Here is a 16,419-nt window from a genome sequence, read left to right as displayed (position 1 = left end):
GTCTTATCTCGTTGAAACTGGTATCTGCTCCCGGGCGCTTGCGGCCTATCCCGTTGACGTTGTGTGCATGCGTGGGAATAAGCGTCATGCTGATTCCCGCGGCATACGCGGCCGGCCCGCTGCCCAGCGGCGGACACTTCGTGGCGGGGGCCGGCTCGATTGGCGGCAACGCAAATGCGGTGACGATCACTCAGGCCGCGGGAGCGCGCACGGTCATCGAATGGAACAGCTTTTCGATCGGCAACGGCAACAAGGTCAAATTTGATAACGCCAACGGCGCGACGCTGAACCGGGTGACCGGCGGCAATCAGTCGGTCATCCTCGGCACGCTCAGCGCGAGCGGCAGCGTGTATCTCATCAACCCGCAAGGCATTCTTGTCGGCCAGAATGGCGTGATCAGCACGGGTGGGCGTTTTGTCGGCTCGACGCTGGACACCACCAACACTGCGTTCATGCAGGGCGGCCCATTGACGTTCTCGGGCACATCGAACGCCAGCGTGATCAACCTTGGCAGGATTGCATCGAGCGGTGGCGATGTCTTCCTGATCGCACGAAGCGACGTAACCAACCGGGGTACGATAAGCGCGCCGGACGGCACGGCTGAACTCGCGGCCGGTGCGCAGGTGCTGCTGCAGGATTCATCGAGTGGCAAGCAAACGTTCGTGCAAGCGGGCAGCGGCGGCACGGTCATTAATAGCGGCACGCTGCGCGCGGCCCAGGTCAATCTCGAAGCGGCGGACGGCAACGTCTACGCGCTTGCGGGCAATCACAGCGTGATCCGCGCCACCGGCACTGCGACGCGCGATGGCCACGTGTGGCTTGTCGCCGATACCGGAACCGTACGCCAGACCGGTACCGTTCGAGCCGTCAATGCGGACGGCACGGGCGGCATTGTCGACACAAACGCGCAAACGTTGTCGTTCGGTAACGACCAGTCGAGCAGCCCGGCCGTCGTGGCGGGCCAGTGGAACGTGACAACGCCGGCCTTTACCGCCGGCGATGCCGCCGCCGGCGCGCTTTCGCGTAGCCTGAATAAGGGCACATCGGTCAACGTGGGATCGGCCGGCGATATCACGGTGAACGCCGATATCCGATGGCAAGGCCCGGCGTCGCTGACACTCGCCGCTTATCGGACGTTGACCGTCGGGCAGAACGCCACGGTAAAAAACAAGGGCAGCGCAAACCTGACGCTGCGCAGCGATGCATCGTCTATCGACAACGGCGGCAGTGTGATCAACCGCGGGGTGATCGACTGGTCGGGGAGCACCGGCATTGTCAGCGCGCTCTACGACATGAACGGCAGCTTCACGCCCGGCACGCTGCGCAGCAATACCGCGTGGAAGGCGCCGCAATACAGCGGCCTGCTCACCCAGATCACGGCGTACAAACTCGTCAACTCGATGGCCGATCTGCAAAGCGTGTCGCTTGATCTTGCGGGCATTTATGCGCTCGGCAAGGATATCGATGCAGGCGGTGTCATTTCCGCGCCGATAGGCAATCGCAACACGCCATTCACCGGCCAGTTCGATGGCATGTGGCACACCATTGCCAATCTGGCGCCGCAGATCATGGACTTTTCGAATGACCTGAACGCGGGGCTGTTTGGTGTTATCGGCCCGGCGGGCGTGGTGCGTGATGTTGGCGTCATCACGAGCAAGGTCGGAATATCGTATGGCGGCAGCGGACTGCTCGCCGGCGACAATCAAGGCACGATCGTCAACGCGTACTCGACCGGAAGTGTCTTCGACCCCTCCCAGGACGGCAACACGTTCGGCGGACTGGTTGGTAAAAACGAAGGCTTGATCGCGCGGTCATGGAGCAGCGCCAGCGTCTCCGGCGACGACATCAACGGCGGCCTTGTTGGCTACAACACCGGGACGATCACCCAGTCGTACGCAACCGGCGACGTCACGCCGCAATATTCGACCGGTTCCGGCGGCGGATTCGTCGGCTTCAATGAAGGGACGATCAGCCAGTCGTTCGCAACCGGCAAAGTCGGATTCGGCTCGCAAGGATCCGCCGGCTTTGCGTTTCTCAACAACGGAACGATTGCGCCCGATTCGTACTGGAACACGGAGACGACAACGCAAACGCAAGGCGTTCGTGCCGGCACGCAACTGTCGGTATCGAACGGGCTCACCACCGCGCAGATGAGCACGGAGGCGTCGTTCGTGTCGTACGACTTCAGCCCTACCGGCGTATGGGCATTGCCGGCGGGCGCAACCCACCCGGTGTTGCGCTGGCAGGTAGCCAACTAAGCAGAGCTGGACCTAGCTTGCGGCCAGCTTGTCCTGCGTCCTGGTATCGAAGTCGCTGGCGTCGTGGCGCTCGTGCAGTTGGCTCGATGGCTCACCGGAAACCCGGTTGACCATCCGGCCGCGCTGCACGGTCGGGCGTTCGCCTATTGCGTTTGCCCATCGCTGGACATGCGTGTATTCCTGCACCGATAAAAACTCGCCCGCTCCATATTGCCAGCCCTTGACCAAGCCGCCATACCACGGCCAGATGGCGATATCGGCGATCGTGTATTCGCTGCCCGCTATGTACTCGTGGTCCGCCAGACGTCTGTCGAGGACGTCGAGTTGGCGCTTGGTTTCCATTGCGAAACGGTTGATCGCGTACTCGATCTTCGTGGGCGCGTAGGCATAGAAATGACCGAAACCGCCGCCCAGATATGGCGCGCTTCCCATCTGCCAGAAGAGCCATGACAGACATTCGGCGCGCGCGGCCGGCTCTGTCGGGAGGAAAGCCTTGAATTTTTCCGCGAGATAAAGAAGGATCGCGCCCGACTCGAAAACCCGAATTGGTTCGGCGCCACTGCGGTCCACCAGCGCGGGGATTTTCGAATTGGGGTTCGCTCCCACGAAGCCGCTGCCGAACTGGTCGCCATCGCCAATCCTGATCAGCCACGCGTCATACTCCGCGCCGCTGTGACCCAGCGCCAGCAGTTCTTCCAGCATGACGGTGACCTTCACGCCGTTTGGCGTGCCCAGCGAATAAAGCTGGAGCGGGTGCTTGCCGACCGGCAGTTCCTTGTCATGCGTCGGCCCGGCAATCGGGCGGTTGATGTTCGCGAAGTGGCCACCATTCTCTTTATTCCACGTCCAGACTTTGGGCGGCACGTAATCCGAAGAATCGCTCATGCTCAAGGCTCCTTGCAGCTATTGGGGTGTTTGTCTCGAAATATCGAAGCGAGAATAGCAAACCAACGCAGATGTTGCCGGGAGCGCTCAAGCGGCGTTTTCGCTTACAAACCCATTCCCTCACGCTCGAGCCATGAGCGAAACAGCAAGACTAGATCATCGGTGGCTTTGCCGTCGGGGACATAACTGCAATAACTCCGCGATGGCAGACGAGGTTCCGCAAACGGCGCAACGAGCCGGCCGGCGGCAAGATCGTCCGCCACCAGCGCCGTTGGTCCCATTGCAATGCCAATGCCGTCGATGGCCGCCTGCAGCGTCAGATAAAAGTGATCGAAGGTCATGACCGCCGCAGGCCGCAGCGCGGGAATGTGCGCCTTTGCCAGCCAGTCCGGCCAGAGCCGCGGAAGGCTCGCCGTGTGCAGCAGGGTATGCCGGCTCAATTCCTCCGGCGCCCCGAGCGGCACGCGCTGCAACAGCGCCGGGCTGCAGACGGGTAGCCGTTCCTCGACCAGGAAAGCTTGCATCGAATAACCGTAGAACGTGTCCGGACCACCCCGGATCACGATGTCGTGGATATCCTTGAGACTCTCCACCGACTCGTTCGATGTCACCACCCTCACGTCCACATCCTGATGTCCGGCGTGAAATTTCGCCAGCCTCGGCACCAGCCAGCGCAGCGTGAACGTGGCGGGCGCATTTACCGACAGCGTCCGGGATACCGTTCCGGGAGAGCCATACCGCGTGGTCGCCTGCGAGAGCTGCTCGAACAACGGGCCGATCTCCTCCAGGTAGACGGCCGCCGCCTGTGTGAGCACCACGCGCCGGTTGTGTCGTTCGAACAGCGGCGCGCCCAGCCATTCTTCCAGCAGACGCACGTGCTGGCTCACCGCGCCGTGAGTCACGTGTAATTCGGCCGCGGCTTCCTTGAAGCTGCCGAGCCGGCCTGCGGCCTCGAAAGCACGCAACGCATTGAGCGGAGGCAAAGTCCGTTTCATTCGAAATAGTTTATCTAACGCGATTGTAGAATTTATCTGGTTTGTTCGCGCACGACAAGATAGTTATCCTGCTTACTAAACCCTTTCCGGCACCAAACTCGCAATGCTCACTTACACCGGTGGTCTCGTCCTCGTTGCCGCCCTGCTCCATGCGACCTGGAACGCGATGCTTCACGGCAACCACGACCGGTTCCTGTCCATGACTTGGATGAGCATCGCGATCTCGGCGGTGTCGACGGTCGTCGTGCTGTTCGCGCCGTGGCCGACGCGCTCGGCGTGGCCGTATATCGTGGCGTCGGGGCTGACGCACATTGTCTACAACATGAGTCTCGTGCGGGCGTACCGGCGCAGCGATCTGGGCGAGGCGTATCCGATCGCGCGAGGTTCGTCGCCCTTGCTCGTCACGCTCGGCGCGGCGCTTTTTGCGCATGAGGCGATAGGACCATTGCATGCGCTCGGGATCGTGATGATCTCGGGCGGCATCATTGCGCTCGCGCTGGAAGGCGGGAATGTGTCGCGCGCGGGGGCGCTGGCCGCGCTGACGACGGGCGCGACGATCGCGCTTTATACGGTGATCGATGGCATCGGCGTGCGCTTGTCCAGCGGCGAGGCGCTCACCTACACGGCGTGGATGTTCCTGTTCTACTGGCTCATGCCGGTGTTGTTCATCGCTACGCGCGGAGCTGCGGCCCTGTGGACGCCAGTGCGCAACGCACCCGTTGCGGTTGGGTCGTCGCTTGCGGGCGGGCTCGTGTCGATCGGGGCGTATGGCATCGTGATCTGGGCAATGCAGTCGGGCGCGATGGGAGCGGTATCGGCCTTACGTGAGACGAGCGTGGTCTTCGCGGTGCTGATCGGACGGGTGTTCCTGCGAGAAGCGGTCAGCGCAAGGCGATGGATGGCGTGCCTGATCGTTGCGGCCGGTGCGGTTTGCCTGGGGCTTTGATCAGCGATCCTTGATGTGATACAGGATGCTCGGCGCCGATCCTGGAACGTCATCGAGCAAGCGATTGCAAGCCATCCTATCTTTTTTACCCGATGCGTCTTCGATTCATACCCTTGACCGATGCGGCATCGCCGGACGTTCTCACGCGTCAACGCGCGCTTCGAGCAGCGCTCCGTCGGTGCGCATGCCGCGAGGGTCAAGCCGAGCAGCGCGGCGGGAACGGTAAGCATCTTCATGTGATTACGCACAAGGCAAGTCGTGGCTTGCAGATTCAACAAGCGTCAGCGACCACGACTAGACGATAGAATCCGCAAACACCCATGAGCCGGATTCATCAATGCCACGCGAAAATTTCAGCGACTTGCTCGCCTTCATCACCGTTGCCCGCATGCAGAGTTTCACCCAGGCGGCGGCGCAAATAGGCGTATCGCAGTCGGCGCTCAGTCACACAATTAGAGCGCTGGAAACGAGGCTCGGCGTTCGGCTGCTTACCCGGACCACACGCAGCGTTTCGCCAACCGAAGCAGGAGAACGGCTTCTCAAGACGGTCGCGCCCAGGTTCGACGAGATCGAGACCGAATTGAAAGCGGTCACGGAACTGAGGGACAAGCCGGCAGGAACCATCCGGATCACGGCAACCGATCACACGACACGCACGGTGCTCTGGCCGAAGCTATCGAAGGTCCTCAAGAAGTACCCGGATATCAAGGTCGAGATCATTACCGACTATGGTCTCTCCGATATCGTCGCGGATCGATACGATATTGGCATCCGTCAAGGCGATCAGGTCGCGAAAGACATGATCGCGGTGCGCATTGCGCCGGACATGCGCATGGGAATCGCGGGTTCTCCGGCGTACCTCAAGAACCACAATCCGCCTAAAAAACCGCAGGACCTGACCGCCCACGACTGCATCAACCTGCGTTTGCCGACATATGGCGCGTTCTACGCGTGGGAGCTTAAAAAAGGAGCCCGGGAAGTTCAGGTTCGTGTTGAAGGTCAACTGGCGTTCAACGGAACGTATCAAATGCTCGATGCAGCCCTGGCCGGTTATGGCCTTGCCTACCTTCCTGCCGATATCGTGCAACCACACGTCGCGGCCGGCCGTCTTCAATGGGTGCTGGAAGATTGGAGTCCCACGTTCCCCGGCTTGCACGCTTATTACGCAAGCCGCCGACAGTCGTCGCGTGCGTTGAAAGTGATTATCGATGCATTGCGGTATAGCGGATGAACAGCAACGCATTTATGAAACCTGTTCATGAGGGCATGCCATTTATTGGCGTTTATCGATAAACGGTCTCTCTCTATTATCTGGAATGGGCCACTCATTCGGAGAGATTCATGGACTATCGTTATTTGGGGCGAAGTGCCCTCAAAGTTTCACCGCTATGCCTTGGAGCAATGATGTTCGGCGGCGAGACGGACGAAACAGCGTCGAAGCGCATCATCAGCAAAGCGTTCGATCAGGGAATCAATTTCATCGATACAGCCGACGTCTACCATGCCGGCCGCTCCGAAGAAATCGTCGGGCGCGCACTGGCCGGCAAGCGGGATAGCTGGGTTGTAGTGACCAAGTTCGGCTACCCGACATCGCAAGGTCCCAACGAACAAGGCCAGTCGCGCAAGTGGATCATCCAGTCTGTCGATGCGAGCCTGAAACGTCTTGGCACCGACTACATCGACATCCTGTATTTTCATCGCGCGTTGATCGATGCCCCGTTGGAAGAAAGTGTGCGCGCTATCGGCGATCTGATCCGACAGGGCAAGATCAGGTATTTCGGTGTGTCGAATTTCAAGGGCTGGCGGATCGCCGAGATTGTTCGTCTCGCGGACCAACTCGGGATTGATCGGCCGGTTGCAAGCGAGCCGCTCTACAACATGGTGGATCGCACGGCGGAGGTCGAGCAATTTCCTGCGGCGGCGCGTTACGGCATTGGCGTCGTCCCATACAGCCCGCTCGCGCGCGGCGTGCTGACCGGCAAGTACCAAGCCGATACCGCGCCGCCGGACGATTCGCGTGCAGGCCGCGGCGACAAACGTATCCACCAGACGGAATTCCGACCCGAGTCGCTTGAGGTTGCACAAAAGCTCGCCTCTCATGCGGCTGCGCGTGGAACAAACCCGATCGCTTTCGCACTCGCCTGGGTGCTCAACAACAAGCTCGTCAGTTCGACGATCGCGGGACCGCGCACCGAAGCGCACTGGGATAGTTACATGGATGCGCTCACGCTGAAACTCGATGCCCAGGATGAGGCGTTCGTGGACAGCCTTGTGCAGCCTGGACACACGTCGACGCCCGGGTACACCGATCCGGGTTATCCGGTCGAAGGGCGGCGCGTGGCTTGAGCCGCCCTCGGTTGTTGGCTCCGGGCTCCGGGCTCCGGCTGCTTAGCGCGCCGGAGCCCGGGCAAACCTTACTTGCGCTTCAGTTGCGAAATATCGCGCACGGCGCCGCGATCAGCGGATGTAGCCAACGCCGCATACGCCTGCAACGCCAGCGACACCACCCGCTCGCGATTCACCGGCATCCACGCCTTGTCGCCACGCGCTTCCATGGCGTCGCGACGGCGCGCCAGTTCCGCGTCCGATACCGCCAGGTGCATCTTGCGATTCGGGATATCGATCTCGATCACATCGCCCTCTTCCACCAGCCCGATCGTGCCGCCTTCGGCCGCTTCCGGCGATGCATGCCCGATCACGAGCCCCGACGAACCGCCGGAGAAACGGCCATCGGTGAAAAGCGCGCAGCTTTTGCCGAGACCCTTCGATTTCAGATACGACGTGGGGTAGAGCATTTCCTGCATGCCCGGGCCCCCCTTCGGCCCTTCGTAACGGATCACCACGACATCGCCCGCCACCACCTTGTCGCCCAGAATGGCTTCGACGGCGTCATCCTGGCTCTCGAACACGCGCGCGCGGCCGGAAAACAGCCACTGCGATTCATCGACACCCGCCGTCTTGACGATACAACCCTTCTCCGCAAGATTGCCGTACAGCACGGCGAGGCCGCCGTCCTTCGAGTACGCGTCCTGCTTGCGGCGAATACAGCCGGTCTTGCGGTCGGTATCGAGTGAAGCGAAAGTCGCTTCCTGGCTGAATGCGACGGTTGTCGGAATGCCGCCCGGCGCCGCGCGGAAGAACTTCTGCGCTTCTTCGCCTGCGTCCCCCGCGACGTCCCACTTCGCGATTGCATCGCCCAGCGTGCCGCTATGCACGTTGCCGCAAGACAGGTCGAGCAGGTCCGCACGCGCCAGCTCGCCCAGAATCCCGAGAATGCCGCCCGCGCGATGCACGTCTTCAATATGGTATTTGTCCGTTGCGGGCGCCGCCTTGCACAGGCACGGCACGTTGCGCGAGATGCGGTCGATATCGGACATTGTGAAATCGACGCCCGCTTCCTGCGCCGCCGCCAACAGATGCAGCACCGTGTTGGTCGAACCGCCCATGGCGACGTCGAGCGCCATGGCGTTCTGGAAGGCCTGCTTGGTGGCGATGCTGCGCGGCAAGACCGACGCGTCTTCTTCCTGGTAATAACGGCGGCACAGGTCCACCACCAGACGCCCGGCCTGCTCGAACAAACCCTTGCGCCATGCGTGCGTGGCGACGATCGTGCCGTTGCCCGGCAACGCGAGGCCGATTGCTTCGGTCAGGCAGTTCATGGAGTTCGCGGTGAACATGCCGGAGCACGAACCGCACGTCGGGCACGCGTTGCGCTCGATCTCCGCCACTTCGGCGTCGCTCACGCTGGAGTCTGCGGCCTTGATCATTGCGTCGATCAAGTCGATCTTGGCGATCACCTGACCGTCCGTCGGCGACTTGACCTTGCCGGCTTCCATCGGACCGCCCGAGACGAACACAACCGGGATGTTCAGGCGCATGGCGGCCATCAGCATGCCTGGGGTGATCTTGTCGCAATTGGAGATGCAGACCATGGCGTCCGCGCAATGCGCATTGACCATGTATTCCACGGAGTCGGCGATCAGTTCGCGCGACGGCAGCGAGTACAGCATGCCGCCGTGACCCATGGCGATGCCGTCGTCTACCGCGATGGTGTTGAATTCCTTCGCGACGCCGCCGGCCGCTTCGATTTCCTTCGCGACCAGCGCGCCGAGATCGCGCAGATGCACATGGCCCGGCACGAACTGCGTGAACGAGTTCACGACCGCAATGATGGGCTTGCCGAAATCGCCGTCCTTCATGCCGGTGGCGCGCCACAAGGCGCGTGCGCCGGCCATGTTGCGGCCATGAGTCGATGTGCGTGATCGATAGTGGGGCATCTGTACCTCTGTATTGTGGTTATCGAATCTGTATTACGCCCGGGCCGGACGATCGGCCGCGAGGAACCAGAATTTTGCGAGACCACCGGTAAGACGTCCAATATCTTTTTTCGGTCCAACTAAGTCGTAAAAAGTATCAATTCGTCCTAGAGGCCGAAACTAGCTCGATACTTTTCGTCAGCGTCCGAACGCGTATTGATTTCGACCAACACCCCGCCCGGCACTTCGCAGAAAAAGCGCGAGCCGCGTTCGTGCTTGAAGACACCGGATTTCATTACGACGCCGGCCGCGATCATGCGGTCATGAAGCGCGCGGACGTCGTCGAGCGTCGCCAGTTCAAAACCAATGTGGAAGTTATGCGGCCATTCGACGGGATGGTCGCCGGCATCCTCGATCACGATGTCGAACCCCGGGCGTTTCAGAATCCAGCTCGCCCCGCGTCCGGCGACCGTACAGCCCAAATGCGTTTCGAAGAAGGTTGCCGTGGCGCTGACATTGGTCGACGGGAAGCTCGCGTGATTGAGCTTCATTGCGGTGGTGTTGATGGCTTGGGTAGTGATTGTGCTCATGTCGATCTCCGTTGTTGCGGAGCGCGCTTTCGCGTTCCGTACGGAAATGTTACGAGTAAAAGCTCGCGTTTTATACTCGCGTCGCGGCGTGGGGTTCGGGAATCGCGGAGGCCTGTGCTACGGGCGTTTCAGGCCGCGCGGCAGGATTTTGCGCGCAGGTTGCTCGCGTTTTTCAGCGGATTCCAACGCCTTTTGGGACGGCGTGCCCTCCCACATCATCGTCAGATAGCCCTGCACGGCCGCCGTGACGCGGCGAGTAAGTCCGGCCGTATCCGTCTCGCCGCGCTCGCCGGCGGCATCCACGAGACCGCGGATCATCGCGAATACGTCGCGTGCGGCGACCTCTGTGTCTGCTTGCGGCGGCGAATCCTCCCGAGCAAGGATTTCCAGCAGCAAGGTGCGCATGGATCCGGTATTCGGCAGCGCGCTGCGCAACTGCGGCCGGCTCTCTTCCACGTCGAGCAAACGTGCGAGCGTGGGCCGCGCGAACTGCTGCCACACCGCCACGCGAATCAGATGATCGAGCGCGGCCGGCCCGCTCGCGTGATCGAGAGCCGCGAGCGCCTCCCTATAGAAGCGTTCGTTCTCGCGCTCCATCAACCCGACGGTCAGCGCATCCTTGCTCGGGAAATACTGATACAGCGATCCAATACTGACGCCCGCGCGCTCGGCGACCGCGTTCGTATTGAACCCTTCGAGCCCTTTCGTTTCGAGCACCTGCGCGGCGGCTTCGAGCAGGGTCTCGACCATGCGCGCCGAGCGCGGCTGGCTGGGCGCCCTGCGCGGTTTGAGCGGCGACGGAGTGGGCTGTCGAGGCATTGCGTATGAACTGGCTCTACAGGAAGAGTTATGGCCGGACTGCCGATGCCGCAACAGGCGGAACCTGCGCCAGGTGCCGCAGCAGCTTGGTCACCATCGCGACAACGCCGAACGCGAGGATCACGAAGAACACCGCGAGCGGCGCCAGGATCTGCACCGAAAGAAAGCCGACCAGACCCATCGTCGCCGATGAAACCAGCAGCAGTGCGCAACCAAGGATCGCGCTCGTGAGCCCAGCGATATGCGGAAACAGCGAATTGCCCTTGGCCATTAACGTGGGGTACATGGCGCCTGCGCAGAACCCCATCACGAGCACGGGCGTTGCCAGCGTCCACACGCGCAGCCCGACGGTCAACGCAAGCAGGAGCATCACAACCGATGTTCCCGCCATCACGCGCGCGCCGAGCTGCAACCGCTGTTCTGCACTTGGCAGACGCGGGCCGTGAATGCGGTTCGACAGGCCGCCGAGGAAATACATCATGCCGATACCAAGCGCCAGATAGCCGAAATACGTCGGCGGTTTAAGCAGCGTGTTCTGCACCATGAACGGCCCGACGATGTTGAACACGAGCAAGATGCTGTAGCAGAGGCCTTGCGCAAGAAAACAGCTTTGGAACACCGGGCTTGCGAGCACCTTGCCCGCGTTGCTTATCAGCGTGCGCGGTTCCAGACGCACCGGCCGCCGCAAGGTTTCACGATACCGCCACCACAACGCCCACATCACGAGCGAATAGACGAGCAGGAAGACGAGGCAGGACTTCCAGCCGAACCAGGTCTGCAGATGCGCGCCGATCACGGGCGCCACGATCGGCGCGAGTCCCCACGCTATCGACATATAGGTGAACGCGTGCAACAGCGCCTGGCCCGAGAACGAATCAGTGATGATCGCCTTCGCGAGGAGATTGGTCGTGGCGATGCCGAAGCCCTGCAGGCATCGGGCGAGAAGGAAGGTTTCCAGGTTTGGCGCCGCGAGCGACAGCAGGCAGCCGATGGTGAAAATCACCAGGCCAAACGCCAGGACAGGCTTGCGGCCGTAGGCATCGGCGACGGGTCCAAAGACCAGTTGTCCCAACGCGTAGGCCACCATGTAGCCTGACACGCTCGACTGGATCGCCTGTGGCGATGTTGCGAAGAACTGCGCCATAGCCGGCAGCGCGGGCACGTAGATGTCGATTGCAAGTTGCCCTGCCGATGCGAACAGGCAGATCAAGAACAGCAAAAAACGCGGCGAATTCTGTATGGGCGCGGGCAGAACGGAGGGATTGGGGATCGTGTGGGTCATGAAGGCATCGAAGAGGGCTGCGGCAGCATCGCCGCGTATTGTGCCTGTCGTCGCGAAAATCGACACGATGCCCATTGCGAGTGCATGGTCTGACCGCCCGCGCCGCGCGCGCTTGACACGTATATTCCTTATCAGGTATATAAGCATTATGGAATCGACATTTGCTGTTATCGCGGAGCCGAGCCGCCGCGCCATTCTGAGTCTGCTGGCATTGTCCGAGCAGACCGTTGGGGATATCGAGGAGAAGTTAAGCCTCTCGCAGCCCTCGGTCTCGAAGCATCTAAAGGTTTTGCGGGAGGCCGGTTTCGTCGAGGCGCGGGTCGACGCACAGCGGCGCGTGTACCGGATCAGGCCGGAACCGCTCGCCGAAATAGACGCGTGGCTCGAGCCGTTCCGCCGGTTCTGGTCGGGCCACGTCGATGCGCTCGAACGCCATCTCGACCAGATTGATCCTGCGCCACCCAACAAGGAGACAAAACGATGAGCAATCGCGACAAATACATGCCGGGACCGGCTGCTGGCGCTGAAATCCAGAAGGATGGCGAGAAGTGGACGCTCGTTCTCACGCGAGAGTTACGCCACGCGCCCGAGAAAGTGTGGACCGCGTTGACCGACCCGGCCAGCCTGCGCGAGTGGGCGCCCTTCGATGCCGACCGAAGCCTTGCGTCTGTTGGTCCGGTCAGACTTTCGACGGTCGGCATGCCGACGCCGATCATCTCGGAGACGAGAGTGACGCGTGCCGAACCGCCCACTTTGCTGGAATATCGCTGGGGCGAAAACGACCTTCGATGGCAACTCGAGCCGCTTGGCGACGGCACGCGTCTCACGCTTTGGCACAACATCGACCGCAATTTCATATCGATGGGCGCGGCCGGCTGGCATATCTGCCTCGATGTGCTCGAGCGGTTCGTGGCCGGCGATCCGCTAGGGCGAATCGTAGGCGGTGAAGCAATGAACTTTGATTGGCCGCGCCTGAAGACCGAGTACGAGAAGCTATTTGGTATTTGAAGGCTGAACGTTTCAGGGGGAAAACATGACAAAGTCGAGTCCGGTGGACGACGCGCTGGCGCCTGAACTCATCGATAAAAGAATCGCCGATCTCGGCGACTGGCGTGGCCAAACTTTAAGCAGGGTGCGCACTCTGATCAAGGACGCGGACCCGGAGGTCGTCGAGCAATGGAAGTGGATGGGTACGCCCGTCTGGGCTCACGACGGAATCATTTGCACGGGCGAGTCGTATAAGTCGGTGGTGAAACTGACGTTTGCGAAAGGCGCTTCGCTCAAGGATCCGTCGAAGCTCTTCAACTCAAGCCTCGACGGAAACACAAGGCGCGCAATCGATATCCATGAGGGTGAGGAAATCGATTCGGCTGCATTCAAGGCGCTTATTAGTGAAGCTATCGCTCTCAATGTAACGGGCGTGAAGGACAAGAAGAAAGCGAAGCTTTGATCAGTTTTCCCGACTATCGCCTTCCTGCGCCGCAGCGTCGAGATTCGCATTCACTCTCAGCAGCAGCATCTCCAGTTGTTCTTTTTCTTCTTTACTGAAGCCCGTCAACGCCTGACGGCTTGCGGCATCCATGACGGATTTGCCCCGCGGCAATTGCTGGATTGCGGTGTGCGTTAGAGAGATCAATCGGCTGCGCCGATCATTCGGGTCGGCAATGCGTTCGACCAGTCCATCGCGTTCCATGCGGTTGAGCAACTGCGCCATGCTGGACTGCTCGACTTCGAGGAGTCGCGCCAGTTCAGCCTGAGACAGCGCACCCGCCTTCTTCAGCGTTACCAGCACCGGTACCTGACTCATAGCAAACCCGAGTTCGCGCAGAGGACCATCAACCACCCGCCCAAATGCGCGAGTGGCACGGCCAATGAGTTTCAAAGGATTGCCCAAGCCGACTCCAATCGCGTTGACATTAAATAGGTGACTATGTTTATATATAGGCACCTATTTTACCTATCGATGTGGCCGGTGACTACCAATTTGCGCATTGCCATTGTGGGCGGCGGCCCCGGCGGCCTGACACTCGCACGTCTGCTCCATCTCAACGGCCTCGAATGCACGGTCTTCGAGCGTGACTCGAACCAGCTTGAACGGCCCCAAGGCGGCACCCTCGATTTGCACGAAGGCTCAGGGCTTCTGGCGCTCGAACAAGCCGTATTGATTCCCGAGTTCGAAGCTATCGCTCGTTACGACGATCAAGGCAGCCGTGTGCTCAGCAAGGACGGCCGCCTCCTGTTCGAAGACGCCCCCGAAAGCGGCGACCGCCCGGAGGTGGATCGTACGGCGCTGCGTGCGATGCTTCTGGCGGCTTTGCCGGATGGCGCGGTGCGCTGGGGCTGCACGCTGCGCGAAGTACTCGCTCAGAACGACGGCACTTGGGCGCTAAGCCTCAACCATGGCACTGAAGGGCCGTTCGATCTTGTAGTCGGCGCCGACGGAACGTGGTCGCGAATCAGGCCGCTGCTCTCCCCCTACAAACCGCAATACAGCGGACTCACGTTTATCGAATTTGGCATTGACGATGTCGACCGTTCGCACCCGGCAATATCAAAGCTGATTGGTCGCGGCAAGATGGGCGTGGAAGGTGACGGCAAGGCAATCATCGCGCAACGTAACGGCAATGCCCATGTCCGGGGTTATGCGATTTTCCGCGTTCCCGCCGACTGGATCAGCAAGCGCTTCGACTTGAACTCGCCCGCTTCGATGCGCGAATCGTTGAAACGTGAATTCGACGGCTTCGCAAAGACGTTCATCGATTTATTCGATGCAAGCAACGAACACTTCGCCGCCCGCCCGATTCACGCACTTCCGGTCGGCCATTGCTGGACCAACCGTCGCGGACTCACATTGCTGGGAGACGCCGCACATGTGATGTCGCCTTTCGGTGGCGACGGCGTGAACAACGCAATGTTCGACGCGGCCGAACTTGCGCGTCTGCTCACCGAGCGTCAGGACTGGACTGATGCGGTGAACGAGTTTGAAACGATGATGTTTGCGCGAGTCATCGACTCGGCAGACGGCGCGGCCGAAGCCGCGGCAACTCTACTCTCGCACGTCGGTCAGGCGCTGACCGTTGAAATGCATCGAGCGCATGCCGCCTCAACTTGAGATGCAGCAGTAGCCGCAAATCAACGCGCCACGACCCTGCCCCGCTCGCTGACAATCTCGCCTCGCTGGAAAACGTAGTCGATCCGTTCGCCCTGTCCGGTCAGCACGCCGATATCCGCGAGCGGGTTGCCGTCCACGACCAGCACGTCGGCTATCGCGCCCGCCTTGATCACGCCGAGCCTGTCCGTCAACTCGACAATGTCCGCCGCAATCGTCGTCGCCGAGCGCAACGCTTCCAGATTGCCGAGAACGTCGGCGCGAATGCGCAATTCATCGCTTTGGAACGTGTGCATTTCGCCGAGCAGGTCCGAACCGAAGCCCATGGGGACCCCGGCGTTCGCGTAGATGGCGAGCGAGTCGCGCCCCGCGCGCCGCACGGTTTCGATCTTCGCGATCGAATCCGCGCCTAGACCATAGTCCGCGCCATGTAAGGCAAGCGCGTCGTAAGTGACCAGCGTAGGTACGACAAACGCGCCATGCTCGTGCATCAGCGCGGCGGCGGCTGCATCGACCAGGTTGCCGTGCTCGATGGTGCGCACGCCGCAGCGGACGGCCCGCGATATCGCGCGACCCGTGTACGCGTGCGCCATCACATACGTGTTTGCTGCATGCGCCTCCGCGACAATGGCTCGAATCTCATCCTCGGAATACTGCGTGTTGCCGATCGGATCGGTCGGGGACGCCACGCCGCCGGAAGCCATGATCTTGATCTGTGTCGCGCCCTTCTGAATCTCTTCGCGCACGGCCAGTCGCACGGCATCCACGCCGTCCACAACCCGTGCAATCGCCCCGGCTCGAAAGCAACAGGAACACGGCTCCAGCGTATCGCCGCGCGCACGGAAGTCACCGTGACCACCCGTTTGCGAGAGCGCTTTTCCCGATGGAAAAATTCGCGGCCCCGGAATCAACCCGCCTTCGAGCGCTTGCGTCAGGCCCCAATCGGCGCCGCCTGCGTCGCGCACGCTGGTGAAGCCTCGCGCCAGCATCGCCTTGAGGATTGGCAGCGCGCGGATAGCGGTGAGTATGTTCGGCTGCGCCGCGTTGGCGCCGAGATTTGCGCGTGACGCAAGTACGTGCACGTGACAGTCGATCAGCCCCGGCATGACCGTCTTGCCGCGTGCATCGATAGTGCGAGCGTTAGGCAGATCGACCGGACGATCGGTTACTTCGACAATATGGCCATTCTCGATCACCACGTGATGATGTTCGAGCAACATGCCTCGCGCCAGATCGAGTACGTTCCCGCCACTGATTACTGTAATGCTCATTGATTTTG

General features: G+C 61.1%; 16 protein-coding genes. 8 read left to right on the top strand and 8 right to left on the bottom strand.

Translation table 11 applies throughout. The annotated features are described in order from the left end of the window. Positions 1-86: 86 nt before the first annotated feature. Entirely contained in the window at positions 87-2,258 is a 2,172-nt protein-coding gene (locus HB633_RS27515) for a filamentous hemagglutinin N-terminal domain-containing protein (RefSeq protein ID WP_255581220.1), read from the top strand. A 12-nt stretch (positions 2,259-2,270) separates the two neighbouring features. Here HB633_RS27515 and yghU read toward each other — a convergent pair whose 3' ends face one another. Beyond that, positions 2,271-3,143 carry a glutathione-dependent disulfide-bond oxidoreductase gene (yghU, locus tag HB633_RS27510; RefSeq protein ID WP_213781324.1) on the bottom strand — a complete coding sequence of 291 codons (873 nt, stop codon included), beginning with the start codon at positions 3,141-3,143 and terminating at the stop codon, positions 2,271-2,273. 104 nt (positions 3,144-3,247) lie between these two features. Beyond that, positions 3,248-4,138 carry a transcriptional regulator GcvA gene (gcvA, locus tag HB633_RS27505; RefSeq protein WP_213781323.1) on the bottom strand — a complete coding sequence of 297 codons (891 nt, stop codon included), beginning with the start codon at positions 4,136-4,138 and terminating at the stop codon, positions 3,248-3,250. 103 nt (positions 4,139-4,241) lie between these two features. Between gcvA and HB633_RS27500 the strand changes: the two genes are divergently transcribed. The 3 genes from HB633_RS27500 (at position 4,242) to HB633_RS27490 (ending at position 7,430) form a co-directional block, all read left to right on the top strand. Continuing rightward, the gene (locus HB633_RS27500) at positions 4,242-5,084 is read left to right on the top strand and encodes a DMT family transporter (RefSeq protein WP_213781322.1); all 843 of its coding nucleotides are present in this window, start codon (positions 4,242-4,244) and stop codon (positions 5,082-5,084) included. 337 nt (positions 5,085-5,421) lie between these two features. Then, the gene (locus tag HB633_RS27495) at positions 5,422-6,315 is read left to right on the top strand and encodes a LysR family transcriptional regulator (protein ID WP_213781321.1); all 894 of its coding nucleotides are present in this window, start codon (positions 5,422-5,424) and stop codon (positions 6,313-6,315) included. Positions 6,316-6,425: 110 nt separating this feature from the next. Beyond that, complete coding sequence (locus HB633_RS27490; RefSeq protein WP_213781320.1) at positions 6,426-7,430, top strand: aldo/keto reductase; 1,005 nt, start codon at positions 6,426-6,428, stop codon at positions 7,428-7,430. A gap of 68 nt (positions 7,431-7,498) precedes the next feature. On the opposite strand, the gene ilvD is transcribed toward HB633_RS27490, so the two are convergent. The 4 genes from ilvD to HB633_RS27470 form a co-directional block, all read right to left on the bottom strand. Further along, positions 7,499-9,361: a dihydroxy-acid dehydratase gene (ilvD, locus tag HB633_RS27485; RefSeq protein WP_213781319.1), complete on the bottom strand. Its 1,863-nt coding sequence runs from the start codon at positions 9,359-9,361 to the stop codon at positions 7,499-7,501. A gap of 146 nt (positions 9,362-9,507) precedes the next feature. Continuing rightward, a complete protein-coding gene (locus HB633_RS27480; RefSeq protein ID WP_255581207.1) occupies positions 9,508-9,930 on the bottom strand; it encodes a VOC family protein in 423 nt (140 codons plus the stop codon). 117 nt (positions 9,931-10,047) lie between these two features. Then, positions 10,048-10,749, bottom strand: a complete 702-nt coding sequence (locus HB633_RS27475) for a TetR/AcrR family transcriptional regulator (RefSeq protein WP_213781318.1) — start codon at positions 10,747-10,749, stop codon at positions 10,048-10,050. Positions 10,750-10,777: 28 nt separating this feature from the next. Next, a complete protein-coding gene (locus HB633_RS27470) occupies positions 10,778-12,031 on the bottom strand; it encodes a multidrug effflux MFS transporter (protein WP_213781317.1) in 1,254 nt (417 codons plus the stop codon). 148 nt (positions 12,032-12,179) lie between these two features. Here HB633_RS27470 and HB633_RS27465 point away from each other — a divergent pair, with 148 nt between their 5' ends. Genes HB633_RS27465 through HB633_RS27455 form a run of 3 tightly spaced genes read left to right on the top strand, consistent with a single transcriptional unit; the run spans position 12,180 to position 13,481 of the window. Further along, a complete protein-coding gene (locus tag HB633_RS27465) occupies positions 12,180-12,515 on the top strand; it encodes a metalloregulator ArsR/SmtB family transcription factor (RefSeq protein ID WP_213781316.1) in 336 nt (111 codons plus the stop codon). Then, the gene (locus tag HB633_RS27460; protein WP_213781315.1) at positions 12,512-13,039 is read left to right on the top strand and encodes an SRPBCC family protein; all 528 of its coding nucleotides are present in this window, start codon (positions 12,512-12,514) and stop codon (positions 13,037-13,039) included. The genes HB633_RS27465 and HB633_RS27460 overlap by 4 nt, the downstream gene beginning before the upstream one ends. A 25-nt stretch (positions 13,040-13,064) precedes the next feature. Further along, positions 13,065-13,481, top strand: coding sequence for a DUF1801 domain-containing protein (locus tag HB633_RS27455; RefSeq protein WP_213781314.1), 417 nt, complete (start codon positions 13,065-13,067; stop codon positions 13,479-13,481). Here the strand turns inward: HB633_RS27455 and HB633_RS27450 are convergent, their stop codons facing one another. Further along, the gene (locus HB633_RS27450) at positions 13,482-13,925 is read right to left on the bottom strand and encodes a MarR family transcriptional regulator (protein WP_218626872.1); all 444 of its coding nucleotides are present in this window, start codon (positions 13,923-13,925) and stop codon (positions 13,482-13,484) included. It abuts the gene before it with no gap. 69 nt (positions 13,926-13,994) lie between these two features. Here HB633_RS27450 and HB633_RS27445 point away from each other — a divergent pair, with 69 nt between their 5' ends. After that, complete coding sequence (locus HB633_RS27445; RefSeq protein WP_218626871.1) at positions 13,995-15,143, top strand: NAD(P)/FAD-dependent oxidoreductase; 1,149 nt, start codon at positions 13,995-13,997, stop codon at positions 15,141-15,143. 20 nt (positions 15,144-15,163) lie between these two features. Here the strand turns inward: HB633_RS27445 and HB633_RS27440 are convergent, their stop codons facing one another. Continuing rightward, the gene (locus tag HB633_RS27440) at positions 15,164-16,411 is read right to left on the bottom strand and encodes an amidohydrolase family protein (protein ID WP_213781312.1); all 1,248 of its coding nucleotides are present in this window, start codon (positions 16,409-16,411) and stop codon (positions 15,164-15,166) included. Positions 16,412-16,419: the final 8 nt, after the last annotated feature.

It is taken from the genome of Caballeronia sp. dw_276 (assembly GCF_018449635.1).
GTDB lineage: Bacteria > Pseudomonadota > Gammaproteobacteria > Burkholderiales > Burkholderiaceae > Caballeronia.
This window is presented reverse-complemented; position numbering and strand designations above follow the sequence as displayed.

Coding starts and splice junctions, on each gene's coding strand:
- yghU (WP_213781324.1), bottom strand. CDS start 3,143: ATGAGCGATTCTTCGGATTACGTGCCGCCCAAAGTCTGGACGTGGAAT.
- HB633_RS27455 (WP_213781314.1), top strand. CDS start 13,065: ATGACAAAGTCGAGTCCGGTGGACGACGCGCTGGCGCCTGAACTCATC.
- HB633_RS27465 (WP_213781316.1), top strand. CDS start 12,180: ATGGAATCGACATTTGCTGTTATCGCGGAGCCGAGCCGCCGCGCCATT.
- HB633_RS27475 (WP_213781318.1), bottom strand. CDS start 10,749: ATGCCTCGACAGCCCACTCCGTCGCCGCTCAAACCGCGCAGGGCGCCC.
- HB633_RS27480 (WP_255581207.1), bottom strand. CDS start 9,930: ATGAGCACAATCACTACCCAAGCCATCAACACCACCGCAATGAAGCTC.
- HB633_RS27445 (WP_218626871.1), top strand. CDS start 13,995: ATGTGGCCGGTGACTACCAATTTGCGCATTGCCATTGTGGGCGGCGGC.
- gcvA (WP_213781323.1), bottom strand. CDS start 4,138: ATGAAACGGACTTTGCCTCCGCTCAATGCGTTGCGTGCTTTCGAGGCC.
- HB633_RS27470 (WP_213781317.1), bottom strand. CDS start 12,031: ATGACCCACACGATCCCCAATCCCTCCGTTCTGCCCGCGCCCATACAG.
- HB633_RS27495 (WP_213781321.1), top strand. CDS start 5,422: ATGCCACGCGAAAATTTCAGCGACTTGCTCGCCTTCATCACCGTTGCC.
- ilvD (WP_213781319.1), bottom strand. CDS start 9,361: ATGCCCCACTATCGATCACGCACATCGACTCATGGCCGCAACATGGCC.
- HB633_RS27515 (WP_255581220.1), top strand. CDS start 87: ATGCTGATTCCCGCGGCATACGCGGCCGGCCCGCTGCCCAGCGGCGGA.
- HB633_RS27500 (WP_213781322.1), top strand. CDS start 4,242: ATGCTCACTTACACCGGTGGTCTCGTCCTCGTTGCCGCCCTGCTCCAT.
- HB633_RS27440 (WP_213781312.1), bottom strand. CDS start 16,411: ATGAGCATTACAGTAATCAGTGGCGGGAACGTACTCGATCTGGCGCGA.
- HB633_RS27460 (WP_213781315.1), top strand. CDS start 12,512: ATGAGCAATCGCGACAAATACATGCCGGGACCGGCTGCTGGCGCTGAA.
- HB633_RS27490 (WP_213781320.1), top strand. CDS start 6,426: ATGGACTATCGTTATTTGGGGCGAAGTGCCCTCAAAGTTTCACCGCTA.